Annotated in this window: 29 protein-coding genes and 2 tRNA genes; 24 read left to right on the forward strand and 7 right to left on the reverse strand. The window is 34.2% G+C overall.

The features are described 5' to 3' along the window. The first annotated feature begins 49 nt into the window (after positions 1-49). The 4 genes from FFONT_RS06190 to FFONT_RS06205 all read left to right on the forward strand — a co-directional run bounded on the left by FFONT_RS06190 (position 50) and on the right by FFONT_RS06205 (position 4520). A complete protein-coding gene (locus FFONT_RS06190; protein WP_014558380.1) occupies positions 50-1111 on the forward strand; it encodes a tyrosine-type recombinase/integrase in 1062 nt (353 codons plus the stop codon). A gap of 98 nt (positions 1112-1209) precedes the next feature. Beyond that, complete coding sequence (locus tag FFONT_RS06195; RefSeq protein WP_148683756.1) at positions 1210-2022, forward strand: CBS domain-containing protein; 813 nt, start codon at positions 1210-1212, stop codon at positions 2020-2022. Between the two features lie 97 nt (positions 2023-2119). Beyond that, complete coding sequence (locus tag FFONT_RS06200) at positions 2120-2740, forward strand: RNA ligase partner protein (protein ID WP_244403701.1); 621 nt, start codon at positions 2120-2122, stop codon at positions 2738-2740. Between the two features lie 643 nt (positions 2741-3383). Continuing rightward, on the forward strand, positions 3384-4520 hold the full coding sequence (locus tag FFONT_RS06205; protein ID WP_158308330.1) for an RNA ligase: 1137 nt from the start codon (positions 3384-3386) through the stop codon (positions 4518-4520). Here FFONT_RS06205 and FFONT_RS06210 read toward each other — a convergent pair. Both FFONT_RS06210 and FFONT_RS06215 read right to left on the reverse strand, forming a co-directional pair. Then, entirely contained in the window at positions 4517-5080 is a 564-nt protein-coding gene (locus FFONT_RS06210) for a DUF996 domain-containing protein (RefSeq protein WP_158308331.1), read from the reverse strand. The two genes, FFONT_RS06205 and FFONT_RS06210, sit on opposite strands and share 4 nt — an antisense overlap. Positions 5081-5139: 59 nt before the next feature. Continuing rightward, a complete protein-coding gene (locus FFONT_RS06215; protein ID WP_014558385.1) occupies positions 5140-6114 on the reverse strand; it encodes a 2-hydroxyacid dehydrogenase in 975 nt (324 codons plus the stop codon). A gap of 86 nt (positions 6115-6200) precedes the next feature. Here FFONT_RS06215 and FFONT_RS06220 point away from each other — a divergent pair, with 86 nt between their 5' ends. Together FFONT_RS06220 and FFONT_RS06225 are read left to right on the forward strand one after the other, a co-directional pair. Next, positions 6201-7349: an Ldh family oxidoreductase gene (locus FFONT_RS06220; RefSeq protein WP_014558386.1), complete on the forward strand. Its 1149-nt coding sequence runs from the start codon at positions 6201-6203 to the stop codon at positions 7347-7349. A 299-nt stretch (positions 7350-7648) separates the two neighbouring features. Further along, positions 7649-8458: a hypothetical protein gene (locus FFONT_RS06225; protein ID WP_014558387.1), complete on the forward strand. Its 810-nt coding sequence runs from the start codon at positions 7649-7651 to the stop codon at positions 8456-8458. A 1-nt stretch (position 8459) separates the two neighbouring features. Here the strand turns inward: FFONT_RS06225 and FFONT_RS06230 are convergent, their stop codons facing one another. From FFONT_RS06230 to FFONT_RS06245, 4 genes are all read right to left on the reverse strand, one after another. Further along, positions 8460-9173 carry a hypothetical protein gene (locus FFONT_RS06230; protein WP_014558388.1) on the reverse strand — a complete coding sequence of 238 codons (714 nt, stop codon included), beginning with the start codon at positions 9171-9173 and terminating at the stop codon, positions 8460-8462. Between the two features lie 10 nt (positions 9174-9183). Then, complete coding sequence (locus tag FFONT_RS06235; RefSeq protein ID WP_014558389.1) at positions 9184-9732, reverse strand: hypothetical protein; 549 nt, start codon at positions 9730-9732, stop codon at positions 9184-9186. A 90-nt stretch (positions 9733-9822) separates the two neighbouring features. Next, on the reverse strand, positions 9823-11112 hold the full coding sequence (locus FFONT_RS06240) for an ABC transporter permease (RefSeq protein ID WP_014558390.1): 1290 nt from the start codon (positions 11110-11112) through the stop codon (positions 9823-9825). Next, positions 11109-11819, reverse strand: a complete 711-nt coding sequence (locus FFONT_RS06245; protein WP_014558391.1) for an ABC transporter ATP-binding protein — start codon at positions 11817-11819, stop codon at positions 11109-11111. Before FFONT_RS06245 ends, FFONT_RS06240 begins: the two co-directional genes overlap by 4 nt. Before the next feature lie 337 nt (positions 11820-12156). On the opposite strand from FFONT_RS06245, the gene FFONT_RS06250 reads away from it, so the two are divergent. From FFONT_RS06250 to FFONT_RS06295, 10 genes are all read left to right on the forward strand, one after another. After that, positions 12157-12615: a 30S ribosomal protein S15 gene (locus tag FFONT_RS06250; RefSeq protein ID WP_014558392.1), complete on the forward strand. Its 459-nt coding sequence runs from the start codon at positions 12157-12159 to the stop codon at positions 12613-12615. Positions 12616-12824: 209 nt separating this feature from the next. Beyond that, positions 12825-13289 carry a 30S ribosomal protein S19e gene (locus FFONT_RS06255; RefSeq protein ID WP_014558393.1) on the forward strand — a complete coding sequence of 155 codons (465 nt, stop codon included), beginning with the start codon at positions 12825-12827 and terminating at the stop codon, positions 13287-13289. Positions 13290-13375: 86 nt separating this feature from the next. After that, positions 13376-13726 carry a DNA-binding protein gene (locus FFONT_RS06260; RefSeq protein WP_014558394.1) on the forward strand — a complete coding sequence of 117 codons (351 nt, stop codon included), beginning with the start codon at positions 13376-13378 and terminating at the stop codon, positions 13724-13726. 30 nt (positions 13727-13756) lie between these two features. Beyond that, complete coding sequence (locus FFONT_RS06265) at positions 13757-13912, forward strand: 50S ribosomal protein L39e (RefSeq protein ID WP_014558395.1); 156 nt, start codon at positions 13757-13759, stop codon at positions 13910-13912. Positions 13913-13923: 11 nt separating this feature from the next. Continuing rightward, positions 13924-14268 carry a 50S ribosomal protein L31e gene (locus tag FFONT_RS06270; protein WP_014558396.1) on the forward strand — a complete coding sequence of 115 codons (345 nt, stop codon included), beginning with the start codon at positions 13924-13926 and terminating at the stop codon, positions 14266-14268. A 57-nt stretch (positions 14269-14325) separates the two neighbouring features. Next, positions 14326-15003, forward strand: a complete 678-nt coding sequence (locus FFONT_RS06275) for a translation initiation factor IF-6 (protein ID WP_148683759.1) — start codon at positions 14326-14328, stop codon at positions 15001-15003. A 280-nt stretch (positions 15004-15283) separates the two neighbouring features. After that, positions 15284-15544, forward strand: coding sequence for a 50S ribosomal protein L18Ae (gene rpl18a / locus FFONT_RS06280; RefSeq protein ID WP_014558399.1), 261 nt, complete (start codon positions 15284-15286; stop codon positions 15542-15544). Continuing rightward, positions 15541-15963: a prefoldin subunit alpha gene (pfdA, locus tag FFONT_RS06285; RefSeq protein ID WP_148683760.1), complete on the forward strand. Its 423-nt coding sequence runs from the start codon at positions 15541-15543 to the stop codon at positions 15961-15963. Before rpl18a ends, pfdA begins: the two co-directional genes overlap by 4 nt. A gap of 15 nt (positions 15964-15978) precedes the next feature. Further along, positions 15979-16902: a signal recognition particle-docking protein FtsY gene (ftsY, locus tag FFONT_RS06290; RefSeq protein WP_014558401.1), complete on the forward strand. Its 924-nt coding sequence runs from the start codon at positions 15979-15981 to the stop codon at positions 16900-16902. A gap of 4 nt (positions 16903-16906) precedes the next feature. Then, positions 16907-17473 (forward strand): YhbY family RNA-binding protein, encoded by a 567-nt coding sequence (locus FFONT_RS06295; protein ID WP_148683761.1) that lies wholly within the window; start codon positions 16907-16909, stop codon positions 17471-17473. On the opposite strand, the gene FFONT_RS06300 is transcribed toward FFONT_RS06295, so the two are convergent. Then, positions 17468-18364 (reverse strand): isoaspartyl peptidase/L-asparaginase, encoded by an 897-nt coding sequence (locus tag FFONT_RS06300; protein WP_148683762.1) that lies wholly within the window; start codon positions 18362-18364, stop codon positions 17468-17470. The genes FFONT_RS06295 and FFONT_RS06300 overlap by 6 nt on opposite strands. Before the next feature lie 180 nt (positions 18365-18544). Here FFONT_RS06300 and FFONT_RS06305 point away from each other — a divergent pair, with 180 nt between their 5' ends. The 8 genes from FFONT_RS06305 to FFONT_RS06340 all read left to right on the forward strand — a co-directional run bounded on the left by FFONT_RS06305 (position 18545) and on the right by FFONT_RS06340 (position 22697). Next, the gene (locus FFONT_RS06305; protein ID WP_014558404.1) at positions 18545-19267 is read left to right on the forward strand and encodes a ribosome biogenesis protein; all 723 of its coding nucleotides are present in this window, start codon (positions 18545-18547) and stop codon (positions 19265-19267) included. A gap of 57 nt (positions 19268-19324) precedes the next feature. Then, the gene (locus tag FFONT_RS06310) at positions 19325-19759 is read left to right on the forward strand and encodes an archease (protein ID WP_148683763.1); all 435 of its coding nucleotides are present in this window, start codon (positions 19325-19327) and stop codon (positions 19757-19759) included. A gap of 277 nt (positions 19760-20036) precedes the next feature. After that, positions 20037-20112: transfer RNA gene (locus FFONT_RS06315), tRNA-Gly, on the forward strand. 486 nt (positions 20113-20598) lie between these two features. Continuing rightward, positions 20599-20673 (forward strand) — tRNA-Glu (locus FFONT_RS06320). Between the two features lie 85 nt (positions 20674-20758). After that, positions 20759-20959: a protein translocase SEC61 complex subunit gamma gene (locus FFONT_RS06325; protein ID WP_014558407.1), complete on the forward strand. Its 201-nt coding sequence runs from the start codon at positions 20759-20761 to the stop codon at positions 20957-20959. A 5-nt stretch (positions 20960-20964) separates the two neighbouring features. After that, positions 20965-21459 carry a transcription elongation factor Spt5 gene (locus FFONT_RS06330; RefSeq protein WP_148683764.1) on the forward strand — a complete coding sequence of 165 codons (495 nt, stop codon included), beginning with the start codon at positions 20965-20967 and terminating at the stop codon, positions 21457-21459. A gap of 1 nt (position 21460) precedes the next feature. Then, positions 21461-21964, forward strand: a complete 504-nt coding sequence (gene rpl11p / locus FFONT_RS06335; RefSeq protein ID WP_014558409.1) for a 50S ribosomal protein L11 — start codon at positions 21461-21463, stop codon at positions 21962-21964. Positions 21965-22037: 73 nt separating this feature from the next. Then, positions 22038-22697, forward strand: a complete 660-nt coding sequence (locus FFONT_RS06340) for a 50S ribosomal protein L1 (RefSeq protein ID WP_014558410.1) — start codon at positions 22038-22040, stop codon at positions 22695-22697. The last annotated feature ends 2 nt before the right edge of the window (positions 22698-22699 follow it).

Below are 22699 nucleotides of genomic sequence, written 5' to 3' on the forward strand. Positions count from 1 at the left end.
TTACAATTTAGTTTATTATTTATTGTAAAACTTTTGTGGTGCCTGTTAAATGCTAACCAAAGCAGGCGATGAAATTAAGGAAATGAGCTCTGAGCAGGCTGCAGAATACTTCCTTTCACTGCTTTCTGCTTCAGGACTAAGCGAAAAAACCATAAGAAGCTATAGAGCTGCTATATATGATTTTCTAAATTTTTCAAAAGTGAAAAGATTAAATGAAATATCTCAAAATCTAATTTTGAACTGGATAAATTACAGGCTTAAAAACGGATTTGAAAAAAGGGGAGGTAAAGAAGAAAAAAGGAAAATTCAATCAACCATGCATTATTACACTTTATTTTTAAGAAAATGGCTAACTTGGGCTGGATTCGACAGCAAGATCGTTCCTATAGTTAAAAAACCTCAGAGCGGAGAAATTTCAGCGCTTACCAAAGAGGAAATAGACAAACTTTTCAGCTCAAGCAGAGACCTTCTTGACATGTTAATAATATCCCTTTTATTTGAAACTGGAATGCGAGCCAATGAATTGCTTTCTATAACTGCTGATGATGTTGATTTAACAGATGGGGAAATAAGTGTAAAAAACGCTAAATACGGAAAAGTGAGGACTGTTTTCTTAGGAGAAAATTCGAAGTTCTTGCTTGCTGAAAGAGTGAAAAATATAAGCTCAGGAGAAAGGGTTATACCGCTTTCATATAACGGACTATATAAAAGAATAAAATCATTGGCAAAAAGAGCTGGTATTCCATTAGAAAAAGTTAGACCTCATATATTGAGGCACACTTTTGCAACTGAAGCTGTCAGAAGCGGAATGAGCCTTCCTGCACTTCAAAAAATATTGGGCCATTCTGATATTAAGGTTACGCAAATATATACGCATTTACTAAAAGACGATCTTAAGAAAGAGTATTACTCGAAGTTCACTTCGTCGAGAGAAAAAACAATGTCAAAGAACGACGAGAGTTCCGCATTCAATGATGAAAACATTCACGAAGACATAAAATTTTGTCCAAATTGTGGAAAAAAATTGCCGCCAGGATCAAAATTTTGTCCTTTCTGCGGCTATAGACTTCCTTTAGTTGGTTCAGATGGAAGTAATCAAATAGAAACTTAAATTTTAGAAATGCATAACTTTTATAAACAATATTGAAAAAGCTAATTGTATGTTTTTTGTATAAAAGTTTTGATTTATATGTTTTGAGAGTGAGAAAAATGTTGATAGGTATATATCCACCGCGGTATACGGTAAAGCTTGATATGACTTTTAAAGACGCAATTTTTGGATTAAATTTTAGAAGAATACGTTATCCTCCTGTAATTGAAGAGGACGGAAGATATATGGGTCTGCTTAGACTTCAAAATATTATTGAAAAGACATATGAATATTACGAAAAAAATACCTTCGCTGAGCTTCAAAATATTAAAGCATTAGAGTTAAGCGACAATACTGTACCTCCGGTAACGTTGATGAAACCTAGCATTGATGAATTAATAGATCTCATGACTTCGCATAAGGTTGGCGCTTTAGCGGTAGTAAATAAGAATGAAGAAGTGATAGGAGAGATAACCGAAAAAAACTTGATAGATACTATTGACATTAGAAAGCCATTCGGAATTTTGATAGGAGACATCATATCTGGAAAAGAAATTATAAAAGTTGAAGCTACGGACATTCTGATAAGTGCCGTAGAGCTTATGAGAAAACATAAGGTAAAGAGGCTTCCTGTGGTTTTTCAAGGAGAGCTTATTGGAATCATAACCATTAGAGATGTTTTAAAATATTTTGCACTCCAACTTAGAAGCTATGGAAGCATTCGTGAAGACTCTCTGAAGGTACCAATTTGGAGTATCTCGACGCCTAAGCCGATAACAATAGGCATCGACGATGACATCGTAAAAGCAATTGAACTTTTTAAAACGGAAGATGTCGGCTCTTTAATAGTCGTAGATGAGAATTACAACTTACGCGGCATGCTTACGGAGATTGATATATTAAGGCACTACGATCTGCTTTCAAAAAACTAAAATTTGTTTATTTATAAATTGTAGATTTAATGATAACAAAGAGGAGGGTTCTACGTTCAGTTTAAAAACGCGAGGCAAGCAGAGCTTTTTCGTTTTTATTTTAGATACCAGCTGTGTTACCGACCCAAGATATAGAAAAGAGTTCTCTACAGATTCTTTGAATGATGTTATTATCAAGCTCACGCAGCTGATTTCCAAGCTTAAATTAAGTCTTGGAGTATCTTTTTTCGTTACCAACTCCATTGCGAAAGAAATGAAAAATTACATGTTAGCTAACGGAGTGGAGGAAAGTACAATAAATGAATTCTTTATGTGGGTTACAGTTAAAATGCCGGAAAAGCTTTCTATCAAAATTCCAGCAGTAATTTTTAGCGAGTACTTAAAAGAAATGAGAATGAGAGAAATAAAAGCATTAAAAATTTCGGAAGACTTTATAAAAAAAGCATATGATTTAAATTATGATGAAAAAAACATATCCGAGTTAATTCATGATTTGCGAGAAAAGTTTAGAGAAGCAATGAGAAAGGGTATAATTGATAGTCCTGAGGATTTCGATGCTGTCCTTTTATCTTATGAGTTAAAGGGTGTTCTCGTTACGAATGATGAAGGGATGAGGAAAGTTAGCGAGATTATGGGCGTGATAACTATTGATCCTTTGGCATTTTTAGAAAATCTCAGAAGGTTGATGATATATTTAAATAACGAGGAAAAGACGTAAAATAATGAATGATGAAACGATGGTGAACCGAACGAAAGTAATGAGGAAAAATCCCCTAACTGAGCAGTTTTTTGAAAAATGTTCAGCTTTATAGAAATTATCTAAATTTATTAACATAAATACGTTTATCGTTTAAAACAAGTTTTGATCTATAGCTTATTTGGCATTCTTTCCTCTATTCAGATATATTTTTAAAGTGATCGCAATTTTTTGTATCTATTCCGGCTTACATCTTTTAGCTACGGAAAAGACAGAAATATCAAAAACCTCTTTCTTGCTTTTATCGGTGATGCCTATTCCTTGCAACTGAAAGTCCAGCCATTTATAGTGGGGATGAAAAACTATATATTTCTTAAGGTATTATATCATATTTAAGCTTAGTGATCGGCTTGCAAGGTAATTAAGGATTTACAACCTTAACCATTGAAGTAGAATTAGCCCTGAGACCAAAACAATAGAGCTCTTTCAGTGATCAAGGGGTGATCTATGAACACCTAACTCCCCTGCAAATGTAAAAACGAATAGATGCAGAGGACCTATCGCACTTTAGGCATGGAGAAAGCTAGAAATAAGAGCTATATAAATTTTCATACCTTAGTGGGAATATGTATCCAAGGTGGAATCTTATAAAATGGGGAACTTCATGATAAGCTCAAGTCTAATGGCGGATGTGCTCAATATTTCCGAAAATGAGGCAAGAAAAATCTTAAACTCAAAAAATGTGAGATTTTTAAATTATAATGACATAGAGTACTTGACTTTTAGAAGGACGATAGGGAGAATACCTGAAGGCAGTGTGATCATCTATTCAAAAAACAAAAAAGCTCTTTTCGTTCCAGGCTATCCTCAGATTAAGAGAGCTTTGATTCTTAGCACCGCAATTTCGAGACATTTCTTAGATTATATAGTTGTCGAAGAGAAGCTAAATGGATATAACGTAAGGATAGTTAGATATTACGGAAAGATTTTAACGATAACAAGGGGCGGATATATTTGTCCTTATACAACGCAGAAAATAAAGGAATTGCTTGAAAAACTTGGTGGAAAAATTAACAAAGGAGAAGTAGTTTTTGTTGAAGTGGTTGGCGACGAAAACCCTTATACTAGATACAAATATCCAAATTGTAATGGATTTTGCTTCTTTGTAATAGATGTGTTAAAGGGTAAGAAATGGCTTGATGTAAAACAAAAGGAAAGATTCTGTAGAGAAAGAAATCTCCCGTGTGTTAAGCAATATGGAATAGTAAAAAAAGATGAGACAGCCAAGTTATGGGAAATTATAAGAAAATTGGAAAAAGATGAGAGAGAAGGAATAGTGCTTAAGGATATAAAAAATAGAGTTTCCCCGCTTAAATATACCACATCTTATTGCAATATAGGAGATATTAGAGATGGGATGAAGTTTTTCTTCGATGAAGGTAAAGGTTATATTTTTCCAAGAATTTTAAGGGAGATGTTTAAAATTGAGGAAGAAAATCTCGATAAGAGTGAATTAGAAAAGAGAGAGATTGAACTTGGAAAGGCTTTATTAGAAAGTGCAATAGAGTCCATTAATTCTTTCAAGAAGAACGGTTATTTAGGTGAAGAATTTTCTTTGAGGTTTAAAAATATTAATGAGATGAATGAGTTTGTAAGCTTTATGAAAAAGCAGGGAGGATTAATTGAGATTCGAGAAGTAAAAAAAGAAAACGGAGAAATAATAGCAAAATTCTTGAAGAGAAAAAGAACTGAAAAAATTATAGAAGATATCATAAAAAGGGGTATATCTCCTTTAGATTAGACTTGTTGCGTAGGAGTTTGTGCTTGTTCAGGAAGCTTATCAGGTAGAGAGAAAAATGCGACTACCATGAAAATTATTCCGATCAGTAGGATTATGAAGCCTACAAGAATTATAGTTAGTAGCGCTCCCCAAAAATAAAATTTCCCTGCGGTAGAAAAGAGATTTACATTTGTTTTTTCTTTTATTTGTTCAAAGCTTCTCCTCAAATAAGTGCTGGCTATAGTAAAAGTCACCCAAACGATTATTAATGCGACTATAAAAGTGAGAATAGCGGAAAAGAACATTCTTCTTATTGTTATAGCTCCAAGTAAAAATGTTCCCAGTCCTAAAATGATCGCAACTATACTACCAATTATCGTTATCAATATAAAATACATGAAGTTATTAAATATGGTGCTGTCTTTGGTCTCATCCGAAATGTATTTTACTGCTACTCCTATGAGGACCAAACCAATCAATAATAAAATTGATCCTGTGAAATGAAATCCTGTAAAGAAAGATGCTAGATAAAAGAGAGATCCGATACCTCCAATAAGTCTAGCATCGTTGAGTCTGGTCATAAATGTTACCATATCTAAATTATAAAAACTGAAAATAATAAATATTCCGAAAATAATTTTTAGCATCTGTTTACAACTGTTTTCGGCAACTTTCCCTCCTTGGCAAATTCAACAATAGATCTTGCGACATATTCTGAAGTTTCTTTCGTTGCCTCCCAAGAATATCCGCCTATATGCGGAGTGAGTATGACGTTTTTCATGCTTAACAATGGGCTACTAGTAGGTAATGGTTCTGTTTCGTAAACATCTAGTGCCGCATAAATTTCCCCGCTTTTTAGCCTTTCTATTAAAGCCTGCTCATCAATAATGCTCCCTCGCGACGTATTAACAATTAATGCGCCTTTCTTAACTTTGAGTATTCTTTCTTTATTTAAAAGATGCTTTGTTTCTGGAGTTAATGCGATAGTAACGGCTATAATATCGCTTTCTTCTAAAAGCTTATCAAGTTCAATCCTGTTAATATTTATAAGATGCTCTACTTCCGGTTTCACTTTTCTGTCCCAGTAAGATACCTCAGCACCAAAAGCTATCATTCTTTTTGCAAGTTCAGCACCAATCCTTCCCATTCCGATAATCCCAATTTTTTTGCCATGTATCGTGTGACCGATAAGTTCTGAAGGTATCCTGCCTACCCATTTACCGCTTCTTAAGTACTCTTCACCTTTAATTATATTCCTATAATGTGCTAAAATTAAAGCAATTATGTGATCTGCAACAGCTTCGGCTATTGAATCAGGAGCATTGGCAACATATATTCCTCTCTTGCTTGCTTCTTCGATGTCAATCTTATCTAATCCAGAACCGCTAACCATAATAAGCTTCAAGTTTTTTGCTTTTCCTATAAATTCTTTTCCAAATGGATGAGCTGGAGGCACAACTATGATGTCAGCATTAATAATTTCTTTTTCGAGCCATTCTTCATAAGTTTGCTGAGGATGTTGATGGAATGAAACTTCTAAACCCTCTTTTTTTAGAAATTCTAACTCTACTTCATTCGGTTTGTGGATATAGAGGACCTTTATTTGGATCACCATAATTTTTCGAAAAATTTTTAAAAATAAATATCTATCGTATTTATTAAAACTTTTATAATTATAAAAAATAACCTTTGGTGATTTTTATGAATAACAATTCTTATTATGAGCTTTACGAAAAAGAAACACCCAAATCTTCTGGTGAGTATGTAAGGATAAAAGAAGAAGAGCTAAGGGCTTTAGTTGAGAACATTTTTGAGAATAATGGTCTCTCCAAGGAGCACTCAAAAATTGTAACAGATGTTTTGGTATCTGCAGATCTTATGGGGATTTCAAGTCATGGAGTTCAGAGAGTTAATAGGTACATTATGGGGTTGAAAAAATGTTGTGTAAATCCGAGACCCGAAATAAAGGTTGTTAGAGAAATAGGCGCAACAGCAGTGATAGATGCAGATGCTGGCTTAGGACATATTGCTGGATTAAAAGCGATGGACTTGGCAATTGAAAAGGCAAAGACTTACGGAACTTCACTTGTATTAGTTAAAAATAGCCAGCACTTTGGAATTGCAGGATATTATGCCTTAAAGGCAATAGAAAAGAAATTGATCGGCGTAGCCATGACTAACTCTGAGAGCCTGGTTTCATATGTTAATACTGTTGGAAAAACACTAGGTACAAATCCTATCGCAATTGCTATTCCTAAAGCTTCCTTACCACCTATCTTGTTCGATGCTGCCACTTCTATTATCCCAGTTGGAAAGGTCGAGATATATGCCAAAGAGGAAAAGGAATTACCGCATGGATGGGTTCTCGGTGATGATGGAAAAGTCATAAGCAAGGACTCAAAAAAAGCTTTAGAAATGATAAAAAATAACAGGGCATCGCTTCTTCCTTTGGGAGGAATAGGAGAGGAATTTGGAGGACATAAAGGCTCGGGGTTGGCTTTTATAATAGATATCATAACAGGAGTCCTCTCAGGTGCTGCATGGGGAATCCATGTGGGATATACCGTAGGAGAAAAGCCTGCCAATGTGGGGCATGCTTTTGCGGCAGTAAATATAGAATCTTTCATGGAGTTAGCAGAGTTTGAAAAAAGATTGGAAAAATATATAGAAGAGATAAAAAGCTTGAGAAAAATTCCAAATGCAGATAGCATTTGGATCCCTGGGGAAAAAGCATGGTATACCATGCAAACAAGGAAAAAAATTGGAATACCGCTACATAAAAATGTTTGCAATGAGTTAAATAAAATAGCTCTAGATTCTGGAATTAATGAGAGGCTGAATTGCTTATAAAGTATCAATGATTGTTGAGCACATGTTCATATCCAATTATTTCATATCCAATTATAATATAAGAAGATTAATCCTGGATCTCTGCTTAAAATCGAGATCTTCCAGTATAAGTATGTAGTTTCAGTTATTAAGGAAGAATTATTTTCTTAATCTAGCTTTTTGGCTCAAATGATAAAAAATTCAGCTGTAAAGATGTTTTTTCCCTTTCAGTAGAAAACATATTGAATTTTAAATATAAGAATTTAACAAAAAAAACGTTTATTTTTTATAAAGAAAAAATTTAAGTGAGGTTAAATAAAATGGAAGTTAACGTAGAAGTGCCCAGATTAGTTGTTGGAAAATATGATTTAGAAAAAACATATATATATATTACTTTGGCGCTTGAAGGTCCTATCTCTAACGCATCTTTTGATAAAGAAAATAGAATTTTAGAGTATGATTGCAGATGTTCGATAAACGAAGATAAAATCTTATCGAGAATTCCAAATGCAAGCGAAAAAACAATAAAATTTATTAAAAAGGTTTCAGAGGAAGATCCAAGCGCATGTATTTCTTGTGACATAGCTATCGCATCTTCTTTATTGTATGCTTTATACAATGGTGAAAGATTGGACGATATTCCTGTTGATGCGGAGCTGAAAATTGGAATAAACAGTTTAATATTAGGCGGTTTGCAGGTGCATATGTTAAAAAGCAACAAACCTATACTGCTGGAATACTTCTATCCGATTGAAAAACTAAAAGTGATTTACGCGTATACAAATAAAACTGAAAGTGAAGGAAATATAATTTTTCCTAAGGAAGCTTTTTTCCACTTATTAGCTGGGATAAGGTTAGCCCAGAACGATTTAGTTGACGAAGGGTTAAATTATCTAAGAGATGCGAGCAAATTAGTATTAAAAGCAAACGATATTCATAACTTGTTAGAACTCAATGAGATTCCTGCATTTCCCGTCTCTGACGGATTTGTCATTTTTTTACCTGTCACCGAAAAATGTTATTCTCCGTTGTATGATTTTAATACTAAAGTTTCAGAAACACTTAAGAAAATGTCGCTTGTTCCAATAATTACAAGAATATCTCGCGGAGGTCAGGTTTTTATCGGATAATTTAGGTACCTTCTTCTTCTACGACCCATCCTTCATTTTCTACATACATGACTTTCCCTTCTTCAAGAAGTCTTTTGAACAAAATTGCCATTTTTTCGCTCAGCATTTTAGATACTTTATCTGCGTTTCTCTCGTTTATTTTTGATAGTTCATTTTTGAAATCCTCCCAAAAAGTTCTGTCTATTGCTACATACTCATTTCCAAGCGTCATCACGACAGCTCCATCTTTTCTTAATCTTTCAAAAAAAGCCCTAGGAGTATTCAGCCAAGATAAGTCCTTTTGGAAAACTACTCCTTCGCTTTTTAGCCTTTCAATGGCTTTTGGCTTAACTTTTTGAGACTGCGTTTCTTTAGCTTGGAACTTCTGTTTCGGCAATTCTTTACGAGTTTCAACTTCACTGATTTTAGACTCAATCCTTTCCATTTCTTCTTTTAGTTCGGCAAAGGATCTGGTAAGTTCGTCGATCTTTGCAGTAAACGGATTTATAAGGTCCTGTATCGTTCGTATTAAGTTTTGAAACTGATCTCTTTCAAGCTGAATTTTTTCTTGTGCCGTTTTTACTTCTTGTTGCGTCAAAGGGAGCTTAGAAGGTTGGAGATTAAATATGTTTTGCTTTACAAATTCCCCTACATCAGAATATCCCATAGAATTTGCTAAATTTTGAAGCTTTTTATACTGCTCCTCCGTAAGACTGAAACAAAGCATTGGAGACATAATGACTCACCTATGGCGGCGAAGGAAGCCTGTTCTTCTCTCTTGTTTTTGCAACTTCTTCCGCTTCCTTCAGGATTGCTTCAACATCCTCATTCATTCCTTCAGACATTGGGATTTGCGGATTGTTTAATAATTCACTGGAGTCAATTTCTAAACCAATCTGATTAAGTTTTTCTTCAAAATCGTTAAACATAATAGAAAGATCTGGATATGCCTTTACGATGCTCTTCTTAAGATCATTAACTAAGGGCACTACATCTTTAAGCATTTCAACACTGCCGTTAAGATCCATTACAGTTTCAAACCTAATTCTAACTCTCTCAACAGAGGTTCTCATATTCCTAATATTAAACAGCACTTTCTTCTGTTCTGCGATTTCTCCCGCAATCATTTTTGCCGCATCGACTCCATATAATTGGTTGTACTTGAGTAGCTCATTCATTTTGCTGTCTATTGAGTTTTGCAACCTATCTTCTATCATTCTCAGCTTGTTCTCCATTAACCTCAGTTGCGTTATTGCCTTCGCCATTTTCGTTTTATCAATCTTTTTTCCGAACAAAGCTGTAGCACCTTTTTATAATGTAAAAAATATCATTTAACAATTATATTTATGCAAAAAGAGTTTTAAAAGGAATTTGATTTGCTTACTTCATTTCTTCCTTGAAAGTATTGGCCTTGAAGAAATTATCCTTTCACCACTGAACCACTTAGTTCCAATATACAGAATAATTGCGATGTAGAGGATGTTTGCAATAAAGCTTGTTAGGAGATAGATATAGTTACCCAGAAACACAGATTTTATTGCTATAATCGGCGTAGAAGCTGGCAGAATGGAAACTATAAAAGCTCCAAAGCTTCCAAGCTGAGATATATTTACATAAATGAGCAGTATGTAAGGTATCAAGAATGGAAGCCATATGTATGAGGCAATGATCTGTGCTTCTCTTATATTGTTCGCAAGAGATGAAGCGACAATTGAAATTAAGAGAATAACGAAAATTGCGAAAAGAAAGCCTAAAGCAAATAAGAATAGCACTGTAGGCGAGATTATTGATGAAGCACTGCTTATATTTAATCCACCCGCTTCAGATATTCCAGTGCTAGAAAAGATTTTGTATTCGTAATAAAGCATTGCGGTACTCATTCCTATCAGCCCGATCAATGAAACGACAAATGAGCTCAGCACTTTTGATAAGAGTATATAGCTTCTTTTTACAGGAAGCGATAGAGTTATTTCAAGAGTTTTTTCCTCTTTTTCAGTACCCATACTGGACGCAGATATGGAAGACGCTATTGAAAACATTAGTATCGGAGCTATTATTAAAGCAGTATAAGGCCCGGTGAGAGATTCGATCGTATTAGCAGGTAAGATATTGCCATTTATGAAAACGCTTTCATTTGCTGAAACCGGATTTAGGAAAAATGTAGCATTCATATTCGGATATGCCTTTGCTAAGTATGAGAGTAAAACCATTCTATTGAAGGAAGAAATAATTAAATTGCTCGCAAGTGATACCTGGGAAAGGGAACTGATACTGATCTCTTTAATATATGTATAGCTTTCTATATTAGCACTTACTCCATTTACAATGTTATATGTAAAATTATTCGGAATGACAAAAACAATGAGATAATTTCCATTCCTCATCAAGTCGTAAACAGTGCCATTAGCGAAGACTTTAACGTTGCTATTTAAATCGTTCTTTATAAAGTTGATAAAATACTGAGAAAACGTGCCGTTGTCATAATTTATAACAGCAATGTTGACACCAGTCATATTTGATATTTCAGAGGTTTTTGATATAGAATATCCCATAACTTCTCCAAGTATAAAAAAGATAACAATAGGCACAACTAGCATCGTAATAATGATCTTCGGATCTCTAAATAAGTCCTTGACCTCTTTTTTTGCCAGTGTTAAAAACTCAGACCTGCTCATATTCCGACAGCCCTCACAAAAGCTTCTTCTAGATTTTTAGCGTCATATTTCTCCTTTATTTCTTCAGGGGTTCCTTCGACAATTAACCTTCCATCATACAAAAACGACACTCTGTCACACAAGTTCTCAACTTCCAGCATGTTATGGCTACTTAATATGATAGTAATTCTTTTTACTTTTGAAAAGTCTTTAATCGACCTTCTTAATTGAAGCGAGTATAGGACATCTATACCGCTAGTCGGCTCGTCTAGAATTGCCAACTTTGGCTTTACCATGAGAGTTCTTGCTACTTGCAACCTTCTTTTCATTCCTTTACTATATGTTTTTATCTTATCTTTAAGTGCATCGCCCAGCCCAGAAATTTCTTTCCCGACTTCTATAAAACTTTCATCTACTCCATAAATTTCTGCGATATACTTAAGATATTCTATGCCCGTCATATTCGGGTAAGCTCCAGCTTCTTCAGGAAGGTAGCTAATGATTTTTCTAACTTTTTCAGGTTCCTCTGCCACATTTATGTTATCTATATAAACTTCACCGCTTGTAGGCTTAAGAAGAGTTGCTAATATTCTAAGCGTTGTCGACTTTCCAGCCCCATTCGGACCTATTAATCCATATATCTCTCCTTCATCAATATTAAAACTTATTGACTTTAATGCTTCCTTTTCTCCATAATTCTTTCTTAGATCTCTCACTGTAACTAACATGTTTATTACCTAGAAAAACAGTTTTGCATGTCATAAAAGTTTATGTTTTGATGTTTATGTTATTTCATGCTATTTATAAATCTCTCTGCAATCATTATGCTTACTCCTTTTTGATGACACCTTCAAACACCTTACTTTTCGTTGAGAATTTAAGATCATTGCTGTATGAAGACCCCCATCCTGGCACAAAGGCGTTAAGCTTAAAAACGTTTTTAAATTAAAAAAAGACTAAAGAAAATTGCTTTCAAAGTAGAATTTGTCTAATTGGAAAAACGGCGTTCAGCCGTCAAAGACATCTAATATGAGTATAGCTTATAATTATAGAGGGGATTGATGAATGAATAAGAAAAGAGAGAAGGGCAAGTCGCATAGTACGAGACCAGTGAGCGTTGGCACGCCTAAGTGGTTAAGACTCGAACCCGAAGAAATTGAAGAGTTGGTAGTAGAATTAGCGAAAAAAGGATATCCACCGTCAATGATAGGTATAATTTTGAGAGATCAGTATGGTATACCTTTAGTTAAAACCGTTACAAATAAAAAGATAACACAAATACTGAAGGAAAGAGGACTATTACCGCAAATACCTGAGGACCTTTACAATTTAATCAGAAGGGCGGTAAACGTTAGAAGGCATCTTTCAGAACATCCGAAAGATGAGAATGTAAAGAAAGGTTTGCAAGAAATAGAGTCTAAAATAAGAAGACTTGTCAGATATTATAAGAGGATAGGAAGGTTACCTCCTAATTGGGAATACTCTCCTGAGACTGCAAAGCTATTAGCTTCTCAAAGTTCGTAATTGTGGAGTATGTATTTGAACCTATCAATTTTTAGAATATTCCGGTTGTTATTTTTAACTCCTAAAATTTCAAGATGTTTAAAGATACTGGTTAGCTATAAGTATTTAAATGTTTAAAAATTCATTATATTTAAAAACCGTTGTTAAAAAATAATTCAATGGTTAGGAATACAATATAATAATAAAATGATAGCACTGGTGTAAAAATCATGGTTAATGCTATGCAAGTACCCCCTAGTATATTGGTTGAGAGATTGGCAAAATATTTAAAAGAAAACTACAGCGAAGTTATCAATCCTCCAGAATGGAGTAAATTTTCAAAAACGGGCTCATATAAAGAGTATATTCCTTTGCAGGAGGATTGGTGGTATTATAGAGCAGCATCAATATTGAGGAAGCTATACAAGGCAAAAGGACCGGTAGGAATAGAAAGGTTCAGAGTTATCTATGGCGGAAAGAAAAGGTTTGGCTCTTCTCCACCGCACTTTAGAAAGGGTTCTGGTGCAATCGCCAGAAACATTCTAAAACAGCTAGAAAAAGCAGGACTGGTGACAAGAATATCTGGTAAAGGAAGAACGCTTACACCTAATGCTGTTTCACTCCTAGATAGAATCTCAAAAGAAATAATGAGTGAATTGGCTGAGCAAACCCCTGAACTGAAGAGATATTTATGATCAAAATTTGTATAATTAGAAGTTGTTTTTTAATAAAAGCTAATTAAAGCTTTTTGCAAATTATAAATATAAAGTAGGTGTAAAAAATGAGCGACGAGTATAACGATGAAGAGCTAGCAGAAATAGAACAGAGAAAGCTTTTGGAGCTTCAGAGAAGAATGGAAATGGAAGAGAGAAGGAGAAGAGCCACAGAGGCAGAAGCACAGAAACAAGAAATTCTGAGAAAAATCTTAACCCCACAAGCTAGAGACAGACTGAATAATGTGAAGCTAGTGAGGCCAGAGCTTGCAGAAGCTATAGAAAACCAATTAATTGTGCTTGCGCAGAGCGGGAGAATTACAGAACCCATTACTGAAGAGCAAATTAAAGAGTTATTAGCTGAAATAACTACTAGATCAAGAAAGGAATTTAATATAAAAATAAGAGAAAAAGAATAAAGAAGTATTAAGAAAAATGGTGAAAGTTTTATGGCTCATTACAAGCCATTGGCAAGGAAGTTAAGACTTTCAAAAGCTTTAAAATCAAATAGTCCTATTCCTGTATGGGTGGCTGTAAAAACAAAAAGAAAAGTAAGATTCAATTTTAAGAGGAGATTTTGGAGGAGGAATAAACTAAAAGTATGAGAGTGGTTTAAATGAAGGGTAATGAGCTCGAAGAAGTCATAAACTTGAGAAAAGTTTATTCTTCCAGGAAGACGAGCAGAGCAGCTAGGGCTATTAGATATATAAAGGATTATATAAGGAGAAGGTTTCACACAGAAGAAATTAAAATAGATGACTCAGTAAACAAGTTAATATGGAGTAGAGGCATAGAGAAGCCCCCAAGAAAATTAAGAGTTAAAATAATTGCAGAGGAAATGAAGGAAATTAAAACTAAGAGCGGAGAAGTAAGGAAACATCCTACTAAAGTTAAGGTTGAGTTGCCAAAAGTTGAGAAAGTCGAAAACAAAAATAAGAAAGAAAAGGGGAAGGAGGAGTAATTTTTTAATCATACAATACTTATGCTTTAAAACTTTTTGTATTTTTAGGTGCAAAAAATGAATTTTTCCAAGCTCTCTGTATTTAGGAATCATAACATAGGAGTATACATATTTAGCAATAACAAATTCGCATTAGTTCCAAATGGGATTTCTCATGGCTCAAAAAAAGTTGTTGAAGAAACATTAGGAGTAGATGCTATAGAAACCACTATAATGGATACAAGAATTATAGGAGTCCTTGTCTCAGGTAATGATAGAGCAATCCTTCTTCCATATGCAGTAAAAAGCGAAGAAATTGATCGCTTAAAAGAAAGCATAGGAGGATCTGTGAAAATAGGAATTATTGATTCCAAGTTTACTGCTTTAGGAAATTATATAACTGCTAACAATAAGTTTGCTTATATCTCGCCTTTGCTTGAGGACGAAATAGCTAGGAAAATAAGCGACTTGCTAGATGTTAAGGTAAGCAAGAAAAGCTACTTGGGTATTTCCATTATAGGATCAATAATAGTATCAAACGATTATGTAGCTTTTGTTCATCCAATGCTAAGCGACTCTGATGCTTCAGAAATAAAAAATGACATGAAAGTTGAAGTAGTTCAGACGACAGTAAATGAAGGAGTTCCATTTGTAAAGTCTGGCATAGTGGCGAACAACAATGGAGTTTTAGTAGGTAGTGCAACGACAGGAACCGAAATTCTCAATATTACCTCTCTTTTAAATCAAGAGATCTAGCAATCTGCTTATAGTTTTGTAAATAATTTTGACTCTTCTCGAGATAAAGTTCCCTTAAGTTGGATTATAGATTCTTTACAGCTGAAAGCCTCTCCGCCCCAAAAGGCAAGGAGGTCAGTAATAAAAGATAAAGCTAGAAAAACTATAATTTTCATTCCACCTTGAAAGGTGAGGTTTTCAACTGAAAAAGAAGACTTATTAAGTTTAAAACTTTCTATATTCATGAAATAAAAAATATTAATCTAATATCTAATCAATTCCTTACAGTGGTGCTTCAATAATGACTCAGGTTAAAGTTTACAGAATTTCAGGAGAAATGCTCATCTCTCATGATCATTTCCCAAAATGGCAGAAGTTTAATTTGGAGCTGACAGGAACTAGCGAAAAAGATGCTATTAACAAGACATATTCATTGCTTGGTAGCAAGCACAAACTAAGAAGATTTCACATAAAGATTAATAAAGTAGAAGAAGTTGCCAATAAAGAAGCCGTTTCGAAGAACATTCAGGATTTGTTAGCTATTGATAGGTGGAATATATGAGCAGAACAGTTCAAATAGATGCCGAAGCCCTTTTACAAACAGTAGCAAATCTTGAGAAGTATTTGGAAAGCCTGAGGAATGCAATAGGTTTGCTAAATGAAAGACTTTTAGAGGTTAAAATCGCTAGAGAGGCCCTTAAGAGAATTAATAGCGAAAATACAAGTGATATCATTGTAAGCATGGATAAGGATAGCAATCTCATGGTAAAACTGAAGGCAAATATCGATGGGAACCCTTTAGTTCATTTAGGTCTTGACATATATGCGGAGCTTCCTTACGATAGGGCTGAAAGCGTGCTAGCTGAAAGAGAAAATAGTATTACCGAAGAGCTAAAAAGAATGAGTAAGGAATATGATGAAAAAAATAAGGAATATCAGAAATTGCAGAGCTTAATATACGCTCTATCTCAACAAAGATAATTTGTGATTTAAATTATGTTTAGTAGGCTAAAAAAATCTATAGAAAGCTTTTCAAATTCTTTAGCGGAAAAATTTAAAACTAAGGAGATCAAGCCGGAAGACTTTGATGAAATTGGAAATGATTTCTTGCTGGAGTTAGTGGAGAACGACGTAGCATATTCAGTTGCAGAAGAAATAATTAATACATTGAAAAATACCATTATTGGAAAGAGAGTGCCAAAAAACAGCGATATAAAAGAAAGCATTAAGGAGGCTCTGGTTGATTTTATAAAGAAAAACATACCGGAACCAGATTTGGATATTATAGAGGCTATTAAAAATAAACAAGCTAAAGAAAAAAAACCGTTTATTATTATATTTATGGGGATAAATGGAGTAGGAAAGACTACTTCCATTGCAAAGCTGGCAAACTACATAAAAAAGAACGGAATGACCCCGTTAATTGTCGCAGCAGATACTTTTAGAGCAGGATCGCAAGAGCAGTTGCAAGTTCACGCAGATAGATTGGGAGTGCCGATAATAAGGGCTAAGTATAACAGCGATCCGGCTTCCATTGCATTTGACGGAATAGCATATGCGGAAAAGAAAAATATACCGGTTGTTCTTATTGATACTGCAGGAAGGATGCATGTAGACAGGGACTTAATAAATGAACTTAAGAAAATTATAGACGTTGTTGGATATGATTTGAGACTGTTAGTAATAGATGCATTATCAGGCAATGACTCAGTAGAGCAAGCGATCGCTTATGAGAAAAATGTCGGATATGAGGGCTTCTTCCTAACAAAAAGCGATGCTGATACAAAGGGCGGTGTCGCTTTAAGTATTTCTGTAGAAACCAAAAAGCCAATTTACTTTTTAGGAACTGGTCAAAATTATGATGATATAGTACCTTTCAATAAAGAATGGCTGATAAAAACGCTGTTGGGAGAAAAATAGAAAGATGAATAAACGAAAAAAGTATGTGAGATTAGCTTACAATGAAATGGAGAGAGTTTTTTATAAAGCAACATTTCTGTTTTTTGAGTACCGTTCAGTTGATTTTCTGAGATACGGTGGCAGATATATTAAAAGTATTGCTCAAAAAACGAACTTGCCAGTCCGAGATGATTTAAAGCATTTCATTTGTAAAAGGTGCGGAGCCATACTTATACCTGGAGTAAACTCCTCTTACAGGATACATTCAAAAAGTGGAAATTCATACTTGAAAGTGAAATGCTTAAATTGTGGATATTCTAAAAAAATCATATTTAAACCTAGAGATGTGGTGAAAAGCAAAATGGTCAGAGCCGATATCAATATTGGAAAAAACGGCATTAATGAGAGAATTATAAAAGAAATAGACACAAGATTAAAGGTAAAAAAGGTTGTCAAAATAAGAATTAATAAAAACTTTATCGAATCAAGTGGCGAAGAAAGAGAGGAAATCGCAAAAAAAGTTTCTTCTCTTCTTAACGCAGAGTTGGTAGAAATTAGAGGAAACACATTCATTTTAAAAAGAAATTTATAGCGGTATACCTCCAACCTCAGGAGATTGCATATCCTCAGTAAATACTCCATATGGGAGCGCTTCTGTGTTAAAAATTCTGCCATAGTTGCCTCTTATATCGGCCATTATTATTCCAATTGTATTAGTGCTGTACATTCGATTGACATATTCGATTAAATCTTTTCCCACAAAAAGAACGTTTCCAGCTAAAGTTCCCCTTTCTACAATCCATCTAGTAGCACCTGTCAAAATTATAACTTCCCCTATTCCAGTGGCTGCAGCTGCAGCGAAGTGATTAGCATAATACCCTGCGCCGGGAATAGGCGTATCCCCAATTCTTCCTGGCATTTTTCCTCTTATTCCTCCGGTGCTTGCCCCCGCTGCAGTGTCGCAATCCGAACTAATAGCGATTGCTCCTACGGTATCATGGATCCAATTCGATCTTTTTTCAATGTTAATGCTAATGTCTTTTACATCTTTTTTAACATTGATTCTTTCATCTATTTTAAAACCTTTACTTAAAGCGAACTTCTGTGCCCCTTCTCCGACTAGAATTACATGTGGGGTTTCTCTCATAACCTTCATGGCGACAAGTATAGGATTTCTAATTCCTCTAATCGCAGCAACGGCACCTGCATCCATTTTTTTCCCATCCATTATTCCCGCATCCAATTCCATATAGCCTTCAGAGTTTGTTACAGAACCTAATCCGGCATTTAGGCTTCCTGAATCCTCTAAAATTCTTATAGCTTCAGCTACTGCTTCAACTGCACTTTTTTCGCGTTTTAGGATTTCCATACCAAAAGTTACGGCATCTTTTAAAGCCTGCTGTGCAGAAATTTTCGTTTCTTTAGGTATTTTACTCCAGCTTCCAGCGCCACCGTGAACCATAATAATTGGTTTACATACCATATTGAACACCTTTTAATTTTTTAATAATTTATAATATTTAATTTTTTATTAGTTACCAATCTAAGTTTAATATAAAGGCACATGAAATAAGCTTTTTATATATAGCTTGTGAATGTATATTCGGAACACGATTAATGTTTTCTAGAGAGTAGAGGGCTAGACGAAGAATCATTGAAATAAATGGAGGCGTCATCAATTATAAACAAACATGAAGAAAAAAAATTTGGAGGACCATTGTATATAATAGGCTTGGTTGAAAGCTCCTTAGAGCCATTACCAAAAGAGCTCGTTAATTCGAAAAAAGCTGTTATTCTATCTAGGAGATTTAATATAGAACCAAAATATCTTATATTAGATAAAAGCCTATTCTATGAAGAGATGAAAGTTTTAAAAGAAAAAGAAAAAAGGGGAAGACCCGATATAATCCATCAATTTCTTCTAGCAACGCAATATTCTTACTTAAACTTAAAGGGAAAATTGAAGGTGTTCATTCACACAATAAATAATGATATTATTGAAGTTAACCCAATAACAAGAATTCCTAAAAACTACTTTCAGTTCGTATCCCTCATCCAAAATCTGTACAAATACAAAAAAGTGCCGAGAAGTGGAGAGGCATTGCTTATTCTGAGAAAAAATGTTAAGCTTAGTGAATACTTAAAAGAAAAAAATATAGAAAAGCCAATCTTGTTGCATGAAAAAGCTGAAAAAGTGGAATATAATGAACTAGAAAAGTTTTACTTTCCTCCGTGTTCTTTTTTAATCGGAGGATTTCCCCACGGCGATTTCAGTAAAGATACAAAAATGGTAGCATGGAGGTCTATTTCATTAAAAAAAGACTTCATCATGGATGCATGGATGGTTGCAGATAGAATAATATGCCATCTAGAGAAATATATTTGATAATAATGAAAAATTTTTGCATTTTATATTAAAATAAAAATTTAATGCGTGATAAAGATGGAAGGCGAAGGTTATTCCTTTGAGGAGCATACTTCTGATGTGATTATTGTCGCGAGAGGGAAAACTCTTGAAAGAGCTTTTGAATATATTGCTAAAGGTTTGATGGAAATAATGACAAATCCGTCGCAAATAGATATAAAAGAAAAAAAAGAATTAAAAGTAAACGGTTTTGATTTAGAAAACTTACTTTACAGATGGGTCGAAGAATTTCTATATTTGTTTGATGCTGAAGGTTTTTTAGCAAGGGAAATAAAGGTTGAAAAAATTGAAAAACTTAATGAAGAATATTTAGTAAATGGAGTTGCATATGGAGAACGCTATAATGAAAGGAAACATGAATCAAGAACACATGTTAAAGCTCCAACTTATTCGCAAATAAACGTAACAAGAGAATCAGATCTTTGGAAGTTAAAAATAACTGTTGATATATAAATTATAATTGGCTGTCTAAAGCAATGATGAGAAGAGGGTCTCTCGACAATTATATGAAGAGAGCCGGAAATGCTGAGCTTTATGGCATTTTAAATTCGCATTTTTTCAATTTTCATGATCAATGAATAACAGTTCACTCTTCTTTTTCTGGTTAATTGCCTTTCTTTTTGGTTTCGCAAATGGTCTGAAAGAGATAAACTTTTTATTCACGCCGTACTTGACAAGATCTTTGTTTGTAAGATTTAAAAAGGGGATCAAAGAAAAAAAGAAAAGTAGAGCGGCGGTCGTCTAGCCTGGACTAGGACGTCGGCCTCCCAAGCCGGTGATCCCGGGTTCAAATCCCGGCCGCCGCATTAACAATGAAACCAATGTAGTTGTAAAAAGGTGAACTGTTTGCTGTTTTTACAACCTCTTATATTTCTCGTGTTTTTAGCTTTTATATTAGCTATAATATTTCAGCCTTCAGGGCAAAAATACGAGAAAATTTTTCTTACAATAATAACATTATTAGGAATCCTCTTCATTCTTCTCAATTATATTTTTATTTTCTCATTTCCTGAAAATATTAAGATTTATCCTTTATTCATCATTGAAACTCACGGAGGATATTCTGTCATTTCTCTCGACTTCGGTCAAATAGTAGCCGTAGTTGTGATAATTTATTTGCTACTCTATTTTTTAATAAAAAAGAAAAATCGTGTGAAAATATAGGACAAAAAATTATCATAAAATGAAAGCTCTCTAAAATTAACTTTTATAAATTGGCACTAGCGAAAGAAATTTTAAGTTTAAAAAAGATGTTAGAGTTATAAACCCTCAATTAAAAAAATTTAGAGTGAGCCGCGGTAGTATAGCCCGGTCAAGTATGCGGGCCTTTCGAGCCCGTGACCCGGGTTCAAATCCCGGCCGCGGCACCTAATAAAAAATCTGTAAATAGGAAAAACGCGCGGGATCTCTGGTTATAGTTTTGTTTTTACTCTATTAGTTTGGTGTAAAAAGATGAAAAGCGAAAGCAAAGAGGAAAGCAAAATTAAGGAAATGCTGTCAATGTGGCGAAAAATACTGAAACTGTCTAGAAGACCCGATAAAGAAGAATTTAATTTGCTGTTAAAGTTAAATATAATAGGGTTTACTCTAGTTGGAACCATCGCATACATAATTCACATTATGGTAACTGTTGTTCTTCCAGCGATAAGGTGAAAAAAATGGAAAATAACGAAAAAATAAATAATGGTGAGAAGCCAGCCGAGAAGAAAAGTTCATTTTATTTAATCAGAACAGTTTCTAGACAGGAGCTAAATGTAGCATTGCTTCTTGAGAGGAAAATTGCTCTTTCGCATTCTCCCATTTATTCAATAATTTTGCCTCCAAAGTTAAAGGGGTATTTGGTATTAGAAAGCCAAAAATCGAGTGCGGTTGAAGCTGTAATTAAGGATATGCAACATTTAAGAAAGAGAGTTTATGGAACACTTACAGTTGAAGATGTAGAAAGAATGACCAAGCCAAAAGCGACAATCGAAACTTTAAATCCCGGAGATACCGTAGAAGTTATAGCAGGTCCATTCCAGGGCATAAAAGCGCAGGTAATTGAAATAGATAAAGTCAAGCAAGAAGTGGTTCTAAATATTTTAGAATCCGCATATCCGCTCAAAGTAACTATTCCGGGTGAGTTTGTAAAACCGGTAAAGAAGGTGGAATAAAATGAGTGAAGTTAAAATTATAAATTTAAGCGTAAAAACAGGAAACGTTTCTCAGAAAGATTTAGAAGAAGCTAAAAAATATGGTTTTAATGTAGATGAAATAGCTGAAAAAATAAATAAGAGGATAGGTGCTTTAAAAGAGAAGGAAGTAAAGATAACGATATATTTGTATCCTTCTGTTAAAGATTATATTATAGAAGTGAAGCCGCCTACAGTAACCGAACTACTTCTGTGGAAAGCTAAAGCAAAAGAGCCCAGCGGCGATCCTGCTCATAAAAAAGTTGGCGATATCAAGGTAGCAGATTTAGCTGAGGTAGCAATAATAATGAAAAACGAGTTACTTACAAGAGATCTAAAGAAAGCTGTGAAGATGCTTTTAGGGAGTGCAAGAAGCATAGGTCTCACAGTCGAGGGTAAAGACCCTAAAGATGTTCAGAAAGAGCTTGAAAGCGGCACATATGATAAAATAATAGAAGATTATATAAAGGATTGGGAAGAACATTAAAAGGAGACATCGTTTTTAACTTAAAAATGAAAAATAAAAAATAGTTTATGAAAAATAAGGGTGTCACGTTACTATGGCTCAAGCGACAACATTAACGGAGAAGATAGAAAATGCTTTAAGAGAGGTATTGGAAAAAAGTCCAAAGAGAAACTTTAAGCAAAGCATTGAAATGATAATAACATTTAAAGAAATAGATCCAAAAAAGCCGGAATTTAAGATTAGAGAGAACGTATTTCTGCCTAATGCACCGAAAAAAGAACCAGAGATTTGTATAGTAGCTGACGGAGATTTGGCACTTCAGGCAAAGAATCTAAATGTCAAACAGGTTATAGATAAAGCAATTTTGGATGAAATAAGTAAGGATAAGAAAAAAGCTAAAAAGATTGCAAAAAACTGCGATGTAATTCTTGTACAAACGGATTTGATGTCTCAAGTCGGTCGAACTTTGGGTCCAGCACTAGGACCTAGAGGAAAAGCTCCGATACCTTTGCCTCCAAGAAGCGATCTTCAATCAATATTGGAAAGATATAAAAAGATAGCAATTGTAAGAATAAAAGATCAGCCACAAATTCAAGTAAAAATAGGTACTGAAGATAATACGTTAAAAGAACTGACTGAAAACGCAATTGCAATACTGAATGTAATAGAAAATAAGCTTAAGACTCTTTCAAATGTCGATGCTATATATTTCAAAAAAGCTATGGGACCTCCAGTAAAAATTAGAATGAGGTGAGC

Origin of the sequence: Fervidicoccus fontis Kam940 (assembly GCF_000258425.1) — an archaeon.
GTDB classification, from domain to species: domain Archaea; phylum Thermoproteota; class Thermoprotei_A; order Sulfolobales; family Fervidicoccaceae; genus Fervidicoccus; species Fervidicoccus fontis.